General features: G+C 74.0%; 12 protein-coding genes. 8 read left to right on the top strand and 4 right to left on the bottom strand.

The window, feature by feature from the left end:
• Positions 1-226 precede the first annotated feature (226 nt).
• The 7 genes from ADY59_RS41995 (at position 227) to ADY59_RS41965 (ending at position 9,338) form a co-directional block, all read left to right on the top strand.
• The gene (locus ADY59_RS41995; protein WP_049575219.1) at positions 227-1,069 is read left to right on the top strand and encodes a phosphatidylinositol-specific phospholipase C/glycerophosphodiester phosphodiesterase family protein; all 843 of its coding nucleotides are present in this window, start codon (positions 227-229) and stop codon (positions 1,067-1,069) included.
• 159 nt (positions 1,070-1,228) lie between these two features.
• Positions 1,229-2,599 carry a hypothetical protein gene (locus ADY59_RS41990; RefSeq protein ID WP_049575217.1) on the top strand — a complete coding sequence of 457 codons (1,371 nt, stop codon included), beginning with the start codon at positions 1,229-1,231 and terminating at the stop codon, positions 2,597-2,599.
• Entirely contained in the window at positions 2,587-3,660 is a 1,074-nt protein-coding gene (locus ADY59_RS41985) for an ARPP-2 domain-containing protein (RefSeq protein ID WP_049575214.1), read from the top strand. The genes ADY59_RS41990 and ADY59_RS41985 overlap by 13 nt, the downstream gene beginning before the upstream one ends.
• A 47-nt stretch (positions 3,661-3,707) precedes the next feature.
• Complete coding sequence (locus tag ADY59_RS51995) at positions 3,708-5,279, top strand: serine/threonine-protein kinase (protein ID WP_053175675.1); 1,572 nt, start codon at positions 3,708-3,710, stop codon at positions 5,277-5,279.
• Between the two features lie 5 nt (positions 5,280-5,284).
• Positions 5,285-8,125, top strand: a complete 2,841-nt coding sequence (locus ADY59_RS41975; RefSeq protein WP_049575211.1) for an AfsR/SARP family transcriptional regulator — start codon at positions 5,285-5,287, stop codon at positions 8,123-8,125.
• A 75-nt stretch (positions 8,126-8,200) separates the two neighbouring features.
• Positions 8,201-8,815 carry a hypothetical protein gene (locus tag ADY59_RS41970; RefSeq protein WP_063780954.1) on the top strand — a complete coding sequence of 205 codons (615 nt, stop codon included), beginning with the start codon at positions 8,201-8,203 and terminating at the stop codon, positions 8,813-8,815.
• Positions 8,799-9,338 carry an OmpA family protein gene (locus ADY59_RS41965; protein ID WP_049575206.1) on the top strand — a complete coding sequence of 180 codons (540 nt, stop codon included), beginning with the start codon at positions 8,799-8,801 and terminating at the stop codon, positions 9,336-9,338. The genes ADY59_RS41970 and ADY59_RS41965 overlap by 17 nt, the downstream gene beginning before the upstream one ends.
• Here the strand turns inward: ADY59_RS41965 and ADY59_RS41960 are convergent.
• On the bottom strand, positions 9,322-10,290 hold the full coding sequence (locus ADY59_RS41960; RefSeq protein ID WP_049575205.1) for an ArsR/SmtB family transcription factor: 969 nt from the start codon (positions 10,288-10,290) through the stop codon (positions 9,322-9,324). The genes ADY59_RS41965 and ADY59_RS41960 overlap by 17 nt on opposite strands.
• Before the next feature lie 63 nt (positions 10,291-10,353).
• On the opposite strand from ADY59_RS41960, the gene ADY59_RS41955 reads away from it, so the two are divergent.
• Positions 10,354-11,529: an MFS transporter gene (locus tag ADY59_RS41955; protein ID WP_063780953.1), complete on the top strand. Its 1,176-nt coding sequence runs from the start codon at positions 10,354-10,356 to the stop codon at positions 11,527-11,529.
• 4 nt (positions 11,530-11,533) lie between these two features.
• Here the strand turns inward: ADY59_RS41955 and ADY59_RS41950 are convergent, their stop codons facing one another.
• From ADY59_RS41950 to ADY59_RS52995, 3 genes are all read right to left on the bottom strand, one after another.
• Complete coding sequence (locus ADY59_RS41950; RefSeq protein ID WP_053175672.1) at positions 11,534-12,625, bottom strand: S1C family serine protease; 1,092 nt, start codon at positions 12,623-12,625, stop codon at positions 11,534-11,536.
• A gap of 18 nt (positions 12,626-12,643) precedes the next feature.
• Positions 12,644-14,074 (bottom strand): AMP-binding protein, encoded by a 1,431-nt coding sequence (locus tag ADY59_RS41945; RefSeq protein WP_049575200.1) that lies wholly within the window; start codon positions 14,072-14,074, stop codon positions 12,644-12,646.
• 20 nt (positions 14,075-14,094) lie between these two features.
• The coding region (locus ADY59_RS52995) for a hypothetical protein (protein ID WP_231619153.1) at positions 14,095-14,341 on the bottom strand (247 nt) is incomplete at its 5' end.

Raw genomic sequence — 14,341 nt, 5'->3', positions numbered from 1 at the left:
GATAAGACGAGTCTGCGATGATCTCGCCATGCCTCGCTGGAAACTCCCCGCGCCGAGGCCGGCCGTGAGGGCGAGGCCGGCCACGAGCGCGGGGAGTTTCCAGCGAGGCATGGCGAGATCATCGCAGACTCGTCTTATCCGCGTATTGGGCGAAACGTCACCCCTGTCACACTTTGGTGATCTACGGTGTGTCGCATCTCTGGTTCCGGATGTGTGAGGAGATGTGATGTTCCGTCGAGCTCTGGGGGCTCTGGTCGCCGCGGGGGCCATGGTCCTGACGGCCGTGCCCGCTTCTGCGGCCGGGGTGGAGCCGCTGCCCCGGGCGCACGCGCACAACGACTACGAGCACGACCGGCCCCTGCTGGACGCCCTCGACCACGGGTTCACCAGTGTCGAGGCCGACATCTACCTGGTGGACGGGGAGCTGCTCGTCGGGCACGACCCGGAGGACCTGCGTCCCGGCCGCACCCTCCAGGCGCTCTACCTCGATCCGCTGGCGCGGCGCGTACGGGACAACCACGGCTGGGTCTACCCGCGCAGCCGCCGGCAGGTCCAGCTCCTGGTGGACATCAAGAACAACGGCGCCGCCACCTACACCCAGCTCGACCAGGTGCTGCGCTCCTACCGCAAGATGCTCACCACCTACCACAAGGGCAAGGTCAAGGCCGGGGCGGTGACGGTCGTGGTCAGCGGGGACCGGCCGCGTGACCTGATGGCCGGTCAGGAGCGGCGCTCGGCCTTCTACGACGGCCGCCTGTCGGACCTGGGCCAGGGCGGCGCGTCCCTCGTCCCGCTGATCAGCGACAACTGGACCAACCACTTCACCTGGCGCGGCGAGGGTCCGATGCCGGAGGCGGAGCGGGCCAAGCTGCGCGACATCGTGGCGACGGCGCACCGTGACGGGCAGCGGGTCCGCTTCTGGGCGACCCCGGACGTGGCCGGCGCCGCGCGGGACGCGCTCTGGAGCGAGCTGGTCGCGGCCGATGTGGATCACATCAACACCGACGACCTGGCCGGCCTGCAGCGGTTCCTGCGGGAGCACGACGGCGAGCGGGCGGAGGCCGCGTGACGGGCGGGTAATTTCGTCGCTTAGGTGTGGATGATCCGGTAAGTTCCGGATCGGGCTGACCGCGGGACTTCGGCGCGACTTCCGGAAACCGCCTTGACAGCGATGCCTCGCAGCTCGTTCCCTCATTCCCCGGTCAGCCCACCGTCACCTGGGGGGCCGATGGACACCTACGCCGAGCTGATCGAGTGCGAGGACGTGCTGCTCTTCGCCAACGCGGCGATCACCTCCACGGGCCAGCGCGAGTTCCACGGCGGGGCGGGCGAGCAGCGGCTCTCCCTCGACTTCCTGCACCGCTACGTGCACGGCAACTATCCCGGCCTGTACGCGGCCACGCTCGCGCTCGACATCAACGACCACAACGCCGCCCTGATCATCGCGACGCTGCTCAGGGAGCGCGGCGCCGTCGACGGGCGGCTGATCGCCCGGCGGCTCGCCAGGATGAGCCCGCCCCGCGTCTACCGGCTGTTCCGGCAGTTGCAGCGGGACGGGGTCAACAACCGGCGCACCAGGGCGATCATGCGCGACTGGCTGCTCGCCCGCCCCGACCTCGCCTTCGACGCGGTCAAGTACCGCTCCGCGGTGAAGGCGGCGGTGCGGCACGCGCATCTGAAGCCGGCGGGCGAGCTGGGCGACTTCCTGTTCGCGCCGCGCCGGCGCACCAGGTTCGACACGCCGGTGCTGGAGGCGTGGCGGCGGGCGCACTACGACAAGAAGGCGCTGTACGACCTGCCGTACACGGTCGCGGAGGGGTTCGCCGCCCGGCACGGGATCAGCCGGGCGGTTTTCCTGGAGCGGATCGCGCCCCGGCTGACCAGGCTGGAGCGGCTGCGGCTGACCGGGGCGGCGCGCGGGAGCGGCGTCGAGACCGGCGCCGACCTGGCCGCGCTGCCGCTGGTGCGCGCGGCCTCGTACGTGCTGTCGCTGCCCGTCGAGGAACGGCGGCGGCATGTCGCCGCGCTGCGCGCCGGCGCGGCGCGGGTGGCAGGGGCGCGCGCCGGGACGTGGGGGAACGTCACGGCGGTGCTGGACGACAGCTTCTCCTCCTACGGCTCGCCGGTGAAGAAGCGGCGGCCGCTGGCGGTCGCGCTGGCCTGCCACTACCTGCTGGAGGCGCTGGCCGGTCGCTACACCGGGCTGTGGCTGTCGGGCCGGGCGGAGGCCGTGACGGCCCGGCCGGCCGGGGCGACGCCGCTCGGGACGCGCGTCCTCGACGCGCTGGAGACGCGGCCCGACCGGCTGGTGATCGTCTCCGACGGCTGGGACAACGCGCCGCCCGGGCTGGCCGCCGAGGTGCTGCGGGTCTGGCGGCGCAAGCTGGACCCCGCCGGAGAGGTACGGATCGCGCACCTCAACCCGGTGTACGACGCGGAACGGTTCGACGTGCGGCGGCTGTCGCCCCTGGTGCCGACGGCCGGCATCCGCGACGCCGAGGACCTGCCCGCGCTGGTCGAGCTGGCCCGCTTCGCCGAGGGGCGCACCGGGCTGTCCGAGCTGCACGCGTACCTGAAGGAGCGGGCATGGTCGACCTGACCGGGCTGGTGACCGGGCCCGCCCAGACCTGGGGAACCGTGCGGCTGGTGCCGCTGGTGCGGCCTGAGCCGATCGTGGACCTGCGGCTGCACGCCAGGGTGTTCGGCGACGAGCTGTCCATGGCCTTGCTGCCGGACCGTACCGTCTACACCGCGTACGTGCCGCACGCCTTCGTGGCGTCGTGGACCCGCGACGGGACGCCCGCCGCGGCGTACGGGACGCAGCTCGGGGAGCCGCTGCGCCGCGTGCCCATCAGGACGCACCGCCGGATGGTCCGGCGGGAGGCCAAGAACCGGCTGCGGATCCTGCCCCTGCATCTGGCCATGGAGGGCTTCCTGGCGCTGCACTTCGGCCTGCCGGAGATCGCCTGGGAGGATTGGACGCGGGCGGCGCTCGCGGGCGGGCTCTCCCCGCGCGTAGAGGAGGCCTACAGCGGCGCGCAGGTGCGCGGCCTGGACGACGCGCTGCGGATCTTCGAGTTCCATCCGGGACAGTGCGGGCTGCTCCTCTACGTGGGCGACGCACTGGCCGGCGCTTTCGTGGTGCCGCACCCGGAGGACTACCGGGCGCTGCACCCGACGCTGATCCGGGACCTGTTCGGGGAGCTGATCCACGAGTACGCCCTGCACTACCCGGTACGGGACTTCCGCGCGGCGATCGACGACGGCCTGGTGGCCTCGCTCGCCGATCTGCGGCGGCAGGCCGTGCGGCAGGAGGAGGAGTGGGCCGGCTTCCACGACTCCGTCATGGCAGCGGGCCTGACGGCGCCGAACGTGCAGGACGTCTACCGGCTCGGGCGGTTCACGCTGAAGCGCTTCCTGCCCGCCTTCGACCGGCGCGCCGAGAACCACATCGGCGAGCTGATCACCGACGAGGAGGGGCGGACGGCGTACCTGAAGACGTTCCGGCTCTCGCAGGCGCAGGTCCGGCGCGGCTACCTGCTGAGCGAACTGGCCGCGCACGGGTGGAGCCTCGTGGCCACGGCCGCCACGCTCCGCACCAGCTCCGCCGAGCTCCGTACGCGGATCGAGCGGGCGGGGTTCGCGCGGCTGTTGCGATAGGCGTCCGGAGTCGGCGGACTTTTCCGGACCTGACTACTCTGTCTGCGGTGAGCGGCGAACGGGTCATCGGCGGGTACGTGCTGCGGCGCGTGCTCGGCCGGGGCGGCATGGGCGAGGTGCACCTGGCCAGCACGCCCACCGGCGGCCTGGCGGCGGTGAAGCTGATCCATCCCGCGCTGGCCGGCGATCCGGCGTTCCGCCGCCGGTTCGAGCGGGAGGTCGCGGCCGCCCGGCGGGTGGCCCGGTTCTGCACCGCGCCGGTGCTCGACGCGGGGATCGACGGAGAAGTCGCCTATCTCGTCACCGAATACGTCAAAGGCCCTGACCTGACGCGGGCCGTCCAGGATCAGGGGCCGCTGTCCGGCGGCAACCTCGACGCCCTGGCGGTGGGGATCGCGACCGCGCTCAGCGCCATCCACGGCGCCGGGGTGATCCACCGCGATCTCAAGCCGTCCAACGTGCTGCTGTCGCCGCTCGGGCCCAAGGTGATCGATTTCGGCATCGCGCAGCTCGTCGGCTCCGACAGCCAGGCCAGTCAGGCCATCCTCGGGACGCCCTCGTACATGGCCCCCGAGCAGGCGCGCGGTGAGCCGCTCACGCCCGCCACCGACGTGTACGCGTGGGGTGGGGTGATCGCGTTCGCCGGGACCGGGCGGGCGCCGTTCGGCAGCGGCGCGCCCGGCGAGGTGTTGTACCGGATCGTCAGCGAGGAGCCCCGGCTCGACGGGCTGGACGAGGGCATCCGCGACCTGGTGTCGCGGGCGCTGGCCAAGGACCCGCGCGAACGGCCCACCGTCCAGCGGCTCCTCGCCGACCTCCTCGGCGGCGCCCAGGTCAGCGCCGCCTCGGCCACCCAGGTCGTCGAGCGCACCTGGACGACCCCGGGCCCGCCTCCGGCGGCGATGCCGCCCGGCGCCCCGGCGGCACCGGCGCCCGGTGTCCTCGGTCCGGGGCCCGGCGGGGCGGTGGCTTCCGGCCCGCGGGCGCGGCGCCGCTGGTTGTGGGCCGGCGGGGGGATCGCCGCGGTCGCCGTGCTGGCCGTCGCCGCCGCCCTCCTGCTGAGGGGGCCGGGGGCCGAGAGCTGGCCGTACGAGGCGGACTTCGGCTCGTGGGAGGTCGGCGCGTCCGACGGCGGGAACGCCCGGCAGGACGGCGCCTCTTACGAGTTGACCGTCAAGGACGGGTGGCGGCTGTGGAAGTCGGCGACGCGGGCGGAGCCGGCCGGCGGCGTGGTGGTGAGCGCGAAGGCGGCGTTGGCTGAGGGACGCGGCGAGTACGGCGTGTGGTGCCGCGGCACCGGCGGCGACCGTTACGAGTTCGCCGTGAGCGGGTCGGGCAAGGTCGCCATCGTCAAGCGCCGCGCCGGCCGGGAGGGCGTCGTCCTGTACGGTCCCGAGCGGGTGAAGACGGGCGAGGCGAACCGGGTCGTGGCGGAGTGCGCCGGCGACGGGGACGAGGTGAAGCTGCGCATGTGGCTGAACGAGACCCTCGTCGCCGAGGCCGCCGACGCCGACGGTCCCTACGACGCCGGCGCGGCCGGGGTGCACGCGGCGCCCGACGCGGGGGCGACGGTGCGGGTGCGGTTCGAGTCGTTCGCGCTGCGGCCCGCGCAGGGGTGAGGGGCGTGCGGTTCCGGGTGCTGGGCCCGCTGCGGGTCGAGGGCGGCCAGGAGCCGGGCCCGGCCAAGCACCGCGCGCTGCTCGCGGCGCTGCTGGTCTCGGCGGGCCGGGCGGTGCCGGTCGAGCGGCTGGTGAGCGTGCTGTGGGGGGATCGGCCGCCGGCGTCGGCCGATCCGGTGCTCCGGGTGTACGTCAGCGCGCTGCGCAAGATCGTCGACGGCATCACCACGGTGCCCGGCGGGTACCTGATCGCGGCCGATCCGGACGAGGTGGACTGCCACCGGTTCGAGCGGCTGGTCGGGCGGGCCAGGAAGGCGCGGGACGCGGGCTCGGTCGCGGAGGCGGCCGAGGCGTTCCGGGAGGCGCTGGCGCTGTGGCGGGGCCCGGCGCTGGCCGACGTCGACAGCGCCGAGCTGCGGCGGGCGCACGCCGTGCCGCTGGAGGAGTTGCGCCTGACCGCCCTGGAGGAGCGGGTCGAGCTGGACCTGCGCCTCGGGCGGGGCGCGGAGGTGGTCGGCGAGCTGCGGGCGCTGGTCAACGCGCATCCGCTGCGGGAGCGGGCGTGGGCGCACCTGCTGGCCGCGCTGCATCAGGCGGGCCGCCGTTCGGAGGCGCTGACCGCCTATCAGGAGGCGCGCCGGATCCTGGTGGACGACCTGGGGCTGGAGCCCGGGGCGGAGCTGCGGGAGGCGCACGAGCGGGTGCTCCGGGGGGACGTGCCCGTCGTTGCGGGGGGCGAGCGAAAGATCCCGCTGAATGAGACGCCGCCGGATATTTCGGATTTCACGGGGAGGGCGGAGGTGCTCGCCTGGATCCTCCGCTCAGCGGCCCCGGCCCCGGCGGGCCCGGCCGGCGGTGGGGCGCCTGTGCTTCTGGTGGTGCACGGGCCGCCCGGCTGCGGGAAGTCGGCGGTGGCGGTGCGGGCCGCGTCCCGGACGGAGCTGCCCGACGGGCGGCTCTACGCCGTGCTGGGCGACCGGTCGCCGAGCGCGGTGCTGGAGGACCTGCTGCGGTCGCTCGGGTGCCCGGACGGCAGCGTGCCGCCGACGCTGGACGAGCGGGTGCGGCTCTACCGGCGGCTGACCTCCGGCCGGCGGTTGCTGCTGGTGCTGGACGACGCCGCCGACGAGACGCAGGTACGGCCCCTGCTCCCCACCGGGGCGGGCAGCGTGACGCTGGTGACGAGCCGGTCGCCGCTCGCCGGGCTGGAGGCGGCCAGGGCGTACGAGCTGGGGGTGCTGGAACCCGGGGAGGCGCTGGAGATGCTCGCCGGGGTGGCGGGCCGGGAGCGGGTGGCGGCCGAGCCGGAGGCGGCGCGGGAGATCGTCCGGCTGTGCGGAGGGCTCCCGCTGGCGCTGCGGATCGCCGGGTCCCGGCTGGCCAGGAAGTCCGGCTGGACGGTGGCGCATCTGGCCGGGCGGCTGGGGGACGAGCGGCGCAGGCTGGACGAGCTCAGCGCCGGTGACCTGGCCGTGCGCGGAAGCCTGGCGGTCGGGTATCGCGGGCTGGCCGAGGCCGAACGGCGGCTGCTGCGTGAGCTGGGCGCGTGGACGGCGCCGGACTTCGCGGCGTGGGTGCCGGGGGCTGACCTGGAACCGCTGGCCGGGGCCGGGCTGCTGCAGTCGCGCGGGCTGGACGAGGCCGGGCAGGAGCGTTACGGGTGGCACGACCTGACCCGGCTCTACGCCGTGGAGCGGCTGGCAGAGGAGGGCGGTCCCGGCCCGGTGCTGCGCGCCCGCGCGGCGGAGGTGCTCGACCGCGCCAGGCGCGCCAGGTCCGCGCTGCTCCCCGCCGAGCCGGGCTCCGGCCGGACCCAGGTCTCCGACCACCAGGGAGAGCAGGCAGGGCGGGGGGAGCCACACGGGCAGGGGGAGCGCGAGCCGGGCGGGCGGGGGCCGGCGACGGCGTGGTTGCGGCACGAGGCGCGGTGGCTGGCGGCGGAGCGGCGGTTCCTGGCGGCGGCCGTGGGCGACTTTTGTCGGGCGGGCCTGCACGAGGCGGCCTGGCGGCTGGCCTTCTACCTGACGCCGCTGTTCGAGCTGGGCGGACACCACGACGACTGGCACGCCACCACCGCGACCGGGCTGGACGCGGCACGGGCGGCGGGACATCGGCAGGGCGAGGCGCTGCTGCTGCGCGGTCTGGCCGATCTGCACCGGGCGGAGGGCCGCCCCGACGCCGCCGCGGCCGCGCTGAGGGCCGCGCAGCCGCTCGTGGAGGGGCTGGAGCTGGCCCGCGTGACGCTCCGGCTGGGCCTGGTCGAGCCGCGCCCGGCCGAGGCCGAACGGGTGTTGCGCCGGGCGCTGACGGTCTTCGAGCAGGCGGGCGACCAGCGGGGCCGGGCCGACACGCTGCGCGGCCTCGGCGCGCTCCTGGGCGACCAGGCCGTGCTGGAGCGGAGCCTGGCCGGCTACCAGGAGCTGGGCGACCCGCGCGGGGCCGCCGAGGCGCTGCTGGACCTGGCCAGGCTGCACCTGAGGGCGGGCCGCCACGCCGAGGCACGCGAGCACGCGGAGCGGCGGATCGCGGTCAACCGGCGGCTGGGCGACCGCCTGCCGGAGGCCCCCGCGCTGCTCGTGCTGGCCATGATCGCCAGGGCCCGGGGCGAGCCGGAGTCGGCCGCCGAACCGGCCAGGCAGGCGGCGGAGACCTACACCGCGTACGGTGATCGCCGCAACGCCGCCGCGGCCCTGCTCGTCCTGGCGCGGGCGTACCTGGAAGTGGGGGACCACGACCGAGCGGTTGATGTCCTGACGCGTGCTATGGGAGAGTTTGACCTCCTTGGCGACCGGCAGGGCCGCGCCGAGGCCGAGCAACTGGCGCGGGAGGCGCGCCGGCGCCTATAGCGGGCTATGCGAATCCTGAAGGTCGTCCCGCTAGCTTCGAGCCAAGAGTCGAACCCCCGAAAGGTGACCATGGACATGCGCAAGACGATCGCGCTCGCGGTGGCGGCCGTCGCGCTGGCCGGCTGCGGGATGCTCCCGGCACAGCCGGGCAGCGGCGGCGGCGAGGAGAAGCAGGCCGCCACCACCGGGCAGCAGGCCGGCGCGCCCGCCGAGGAGCGCACCCCCGAGCAGCCCGCCGAGCAGCCCGCCGAGCAGCAGAGCGCGCCGCCGCAGAGCGGGCAGGTCATCGCCACCCACGAGACCGACGTGTCAGGCGCGAGCGACACGGGCCGGGCCCGGGTGGAGGTCACCGGGCTGAAGCGGCAGGGCAAGATTCTCACGCTCAACTGGACCATCACCGCCGTCGAAGGCAAGGTCAACATGCACAACGGCATGGGCGGCGGCGCGCTGGACTACTCCGTGTCGGCCGTGTCGCTGATCGATCCGATCAACGCCAAGCGCTACCGCGTCGCCCGGAACAACAGCGGTCCCGGCGCGCAGTGCGTGTGCTCGGATACGCAGGGCGACTTCCTGGACAAGGGTGACAAGAGCTCCCTGTACGCCGTCTTCGCCGCGCCGCCCGCGGATGTGACGAAGGTCAACATCGAGATGCCGATGATCGGCGTGCTGACCGATGTTCCGATCTCTTAGCCTGGCGCTCGTCCTGGCGCTGTCGCCCACGCCGCCGCCCGATTCGGCCGTCGGCGTCGTGGAGGACCTGGTGATGCCCGTGGAGGACATCATCGGCGCCGTCGAGTCGCTCGACGGCACCGAGAGCGAGACCCAGCAGGGCACCCAGGTCACGGTCGCGCTCACCAGCGACGTGCTGTTCGCGCTGGACAAGTGGGCGCTGACGGCCAAGGCCAGGGAGCGGCTGAAGGAGGTCGCGGACCAGGTCAACACCGAGGGCGCCGGCGGCGTCGTCAAGATCCAGGGCCACACGGACGACCAGGGCGCCGACGCCTACAACCAGACCCTCTCCACCCGCCGCGCCCAGGCCGTCCAGCAGGCCATGCGCGGGCTGCTCACCGGCGCGGGCGTCACCCTCCAGGCGCAGGGGTACGGCGAGACCCGCCCCAAGCTGCCCAACGTCGTGGACGGCGAGCCGATCCCGGCGAACCGCGCCAAGAACCGCCGTGTCGAGATCGTCTACGACGTCAAGGAGACTGGATGAGCGCCTCGCCGAGCGGGGTGCGGCTGTAGAGGACCGAGCGGCCGCTGCGGGTGCGCCCGACGAGGCCGGCCCGGCGCAGCACCGCCAGGTGGTCGCCGACGCCGCCGAGCGTCATCGAGAGCTGGGCGACGAGCTGGCTGGTGCTGGCCGGGCCATCGAGCGCGGTGAGCACCGCGGCGCGGCCCCGGCCGAGCAGCGCGGCCAGGCCGTCGGCGGCCGGCTCCGGGCTCTCCCACAGCGCCGCCGTGCCGAGCGCCGGGTACGTGAGCCCGTACGCGCGCGGCGGGTCCAGGTAGACGTAGGAGGCTCCGAACGCGTTCGGGATCAGCACCAGGCCGACGCCGCTGGGCCGGTGCATGACCGCGCCGGGCCTGCCGGGCTTGCCGAGCAGGATGCGCCCGTCCCGCGTCACCATCTCGATGTCGAGCCGGTCGAACACGTCCGCCCAGCCGTACACCGCGAGCCTGCCCGCCCGCTGCACGATGTCGCGTTCCAGGAGCGCGCGCAGCCGCGGCCATCGCGGGGCGAGCAGGCCGCGCCAGAGGGACTCCAGCGCGTCGGCGACGCGCCCGGCCACGTCCGGGACGTCCAGCGCGGGGTCCAGCGGCCGGCCCCGGTGACTGAGCCGCAGGTCGGCGGCCGCCCGATCGGCCGGCGTGCGGCGGACGGCCAGCGCCTCGTCCTCGAAGACGGTGCCGAGCCCGGCGGGCGGCACGCAGTAGAAGTCGGGGATGTAGTCGGTCACCCCGTGCAGCTTCGCCAGGGCGCGCAGCACCGGGTCGGCCGCCAGCAGCCGCTCGTAGCGGTCGCGGACGCGGGACGTCCACAGCGAGATGCCCGGCGGCGCCGGATGCCCGGCGAACACCCCGAGCACGCCGACGACCTGGGACATCGGGGACAGCCCGAACCGGACCCTGGCCAGGTCTTCGGGGGTGCAGTCGAGGTAGGCCATCGTGGTTTCGCCTCCTGACGAAACAGTAGCCGGTTCCCGCCCTACCGGCGAAAGTCCGCTGTTATGCAGACGTATCGGGACGTGTTCGCCGTACGCGAGTTCAGGACGCTGTTCGCGGGGTCCACGATCGACGTGGCGGGGGGCACGGTGACCATGCTCGCCGTATCCACGCTCGTGTACGCGCACACCGGGTCGCCGTTCCTGGCGGCGGTGGCGTACCTGGCGGGGTTCCTGCCGCAGGCGGTGGGGGCGCTCACGCTGGGGTGGCTGGCCGACCGGCTGCCGCCCCGGCCGCTGCTGGCCGGGTGGGAACTGGTGCGGGCGGGCGCGCTGGCGGTGGTCGCGCTGGGGGCGCTGGGGGCGCTGCCGGTGTGGGGGATGCTGACGCTGCTCATGGCGGTCGGGCTGTTCGACGCAGTGCGCTCGGCGGCGTCCAACGCGCTGGTCGCCGATCTGCTTCCGGGCAACGGCTACGTGCTGGGCCGCTCGGTCATGAGCATCGCGGTCGGCGCCATGCAGATCGCCGGGTTCGGCGGCGGGGCGCTGCTGCTCACGCTGATCGGCCCGGACACGGCGATGTGGGCCGGCGCGGCGGCGGCGCTGGCGGTCGCGGCGCTCTACCGGCTCGGGCTGCGGGCCAGGCCCGCGCGGGCGACGTCACGGCGGCCCGTCGCCGGGACGCGGTCGCTGCTCGGCGACCGGAACCTGCGCGGGCTGCTGCTCGCGCAGTGGGTGCCGAACGGGCTGATCGTCGGCGCCGAGGCGCTGTACGTGCCGTACGCGGGGGAGTCGGCCGGCGTGCTGTTCGTGGCGGCGGCGGGCGGGATGCTGGTGGGCGACGCGGTGGTGGGGCGCTGGACCACCCCGGGGACGAGGCTGCGGCTGGGGGTGCCGCTGTACGTGCTGCTGGCCGTGCCGTACCTGCTGTTCGCGCTGCGGCCGGAGGTGTGGGTGGCGGCGGGGCTGGTGGCGGTGGCGTCGTTCGGGTTCGCCGGGCACCTCGGCACGCAGGAGCGCTATCTGGCGGCGCTGCCGGAACAGATGCGCGGGCAGGGGCTGGGGCTGGCCGGCAGCGGCATGCAGACGGGGCAGGCGCTCGCCGCCTCGCTGACCGGAGCGGTCGCCGAAGGCGTGCCGGTGCCGGCGACCATGGCGCTGGCGGGGATGGCGTCCCTGGTGGCCACCGGTCTCCTGGCGCGCCACCTGGGCGCCGGGCGCCGGGCGCGCCGGGTGGCGTAGCCGGTCAGTCGGCCGCCAGTTCGCCGAGCGACACCGCGATGGTCTGCGGGGCCCCGCCGCCCCGGCGGATCTTGATCTGGACCTTGTCTCCCGGTCGGTAGGTGGTGAGCGCCTCGGTGAGCGCCGCCATGGTGGGGGTCTCCGTCTCGTTGACCCCGACGATCACGTCCCCCTCGCGGATGCCCGCCTTCTCGGCGCCGCTGCCCTTAACCACCGACACGACGCCGACGCCCGCCGGCCGGCCGTCCTCGCCGATGATCGTGCTGCCCCGGATGCCGAGCGCCGCCCGGTGGCTGTTGATCACCTTGCCGTGCTTGATGATCTGGGCGGCGATGTCCACGGCGGTGTTGCTCGGGATGGCGAAGCCGATGCCCGGCGCCGCGCCGCCGCCCAGGCTGGGATCGGTCGCGGCCAGCGTCGGGATGCCGATCACCTGCCCTGACAGGTCCACGAGCGCGCCGCCGCTGTTGCCCGGGTTGATCGCCGCCGACGTCTGGACGGCTCCCGCGATCGTCGCGCCGGGCGAGCCGGGGTTCTCCGGCTCGCTCACGGTACGGCCCAGCGCCGAGACGATGCCGTTCGTCACGCTGCCCGACAGGCCCAGCGGGTTGCCCATGGCCAGCACGAGCTGGCCCACCCGGAGCTTGGCCGAGTCGCCGAACCTGGCCGGCTGGAGCCCCTGCGGATCGTCCACCTTGATCACCGCGAGGTCGCCGGCCGGGAACGCCTCGACCAGCCTGGCCCGGCGGGTCGCGCCGCCGGTGGCGAGTGTCACGTCCATCTGCTTGGCGTCGCCCACCACGTGCGCGTTGGTGACGATGTGGCCCTCGGCGTCGTAGACGACGCCGGAGCCCAGGCCGGTGCTGGTGTTGATCTGCACGATCGACGGCAGCACTTCCGCGATGACGCGCTCGTACGCGGTCTCCAGGGCCATCGCCTGGCCGGAGGGCGAGGCCGGCGCGGAATCCGCGGGCGAGGTCGTAGCTGTGGCCGTCGGCGGAGCCGGCGTGCCCGGCGACTCGGCGGCCGGCGGGGGCACCTGGCCACAGCCCGCGACCAGCGTCAACGCGGTCAGTGCTGCCAAGGTCCTCTGCATGGAGCACTTCTGCCCGGCTCAGCCGGAAAGATACGCCTCCCTGACATTTCGCCTGCTCAGCTTGCCCGTCGGGGTACGCGGCAGCGACTCCCGGTACTCGATCGCGCGCGGGTGCTTGAGCCTGGCCAGCCGGGGCCCGCAGTGGCGCAGCAGCTCCGCCGTCAGGCCGCCGTCGCCGGTGACCCCCGGCGCGGGCTGCACCAGCGCCACCACCTTGTGCCCCCACTCCGGGTCCGGCACCCCGATCACCGCCACGTCCGCCACCGCCGGGTGCTCCAGCAGCGCCGCCTCGATCTCCGCCGGATAGATGTTCACACCGCCCGAGATGATCAGATCGGTCCTGCGGTCCAGCAGGAACAGGTAGCCGTCCTCGTCCAGATAGCCGATGTCGCCCGGCGTGTAGTCGCGGCCGCGCATCGCCTGCGCCGTCTTGCCGGGGTCGCCGTGATACTCGAACCGGTTGATGCCGCCGATGTACACCAGGCCCGGCTGCCCCCGCGGCACCTCCTCGCCGTCGTCGCCGACGATCGTGAACGCCATCCCGTCCAGCGCCCGGCCGACCGTACCCGGCTTGGCCAGCCACTCCCGCGACGACACCATCGTGGCCACCGCCGCCTCGGTCGAGCCGTAGTACTCCCACAGCACCGGGCCCAGCCAGTCGATCATCGCCTGCTTGGTCGCGGGCGGGCAGGGGGCCGCGCCATGGTAGAGGTGGGTGAGCGACGACAGGTCGTACGACTCCCGATCCGGTACGGCCAGCAGCCGGTGGAACATGGTCGGCACCATGAACGCGTTCGTCACCCGGTGGCGCTCGATCAGCCGCAGCGCCTCGGCCGCCTCGAACCGCTCCGGCGCCACGATCGCGTGCCCGAACTGCAGCGCCATCATCGCCTGGCCGTACGGGGCCGAGTGGTAGAGCTGGGAGCAGACCAGGTGCACGCCGTCCTGCGGCAGGCCGAAGTGCTTCCAGCTCTTGCGCATGAGGATCGGGTAGAGGTCCTCCGGGGTCAGGTCCAGCAGCCGCCGGCGCACGCCCTTGGGCCTGCCGGTGGTGCCGGAGGTGTAGAGCATCATCGAGCCGGCGCGGCGGTGGGCGGGGGCCTCGTCCGGCCGGCCCTCCGTCAGGTCGCCGACCGTCAGCCTGCCCGGGGCGACGACCACCTTGGCCCGGGAGTCGGCCACGATGTAGGCGATCTCGTCGTCGGTGTAGTGCCAGTTGACCGGGACCAGGTAGGCGCCGGTCTGGTAGGTGGCGAGCATCATGGTCAGCGCGTCGAGCCCGTTCTTGAGCACGGTCACCACCGCGTCGCCGTGGCCCACGCCCTTCTCGACGAGGCCGTGCGAGGCCTGGTTCACCCGGGTGAGCAGGTCTCCGTACGTGGTGGTCCGGTCGCCGAGCTGGGCGGGCCGCCCGGGGTCATTGGCCGCGATCTCATAGAAGCCCCTCATGTCTGGCGACATTACAGAATTTAGTTCTGCAAACGGAATAGCGGAAATTTCGGCTTGCGGGGTGACGTAGCCTCGTCCCATGGCGGACGTCGGCGACCAGGACCACACCAACGATGCTCCCACCGCTCCCTTCCGCAAGATCGTCGTCCCGGGAACACCACGAACACCAGCAGCACCGCCGCCACGGTCGCCACCACGGCCCCGAGCAGGTAGATCACCTTGATCGGCACATCCCCGATCCGGCTCACCACCCCGCCCTTGGGCTCC

The sequence above is a fragment of the Nonomuraea sp. SBT364 genome, from assembly GCF_001083785.1.
Taxonomy (GTDB): Bacteria; Actinomycetota; Actinomycetes; order Streptosporangiales; family Streptosporangiaceae; genus Nonomuraea.
Note: the sequence above shows the minus strand (reverse complement) of the source record. Positions and strands in the feature narration are given on the sequence as shown.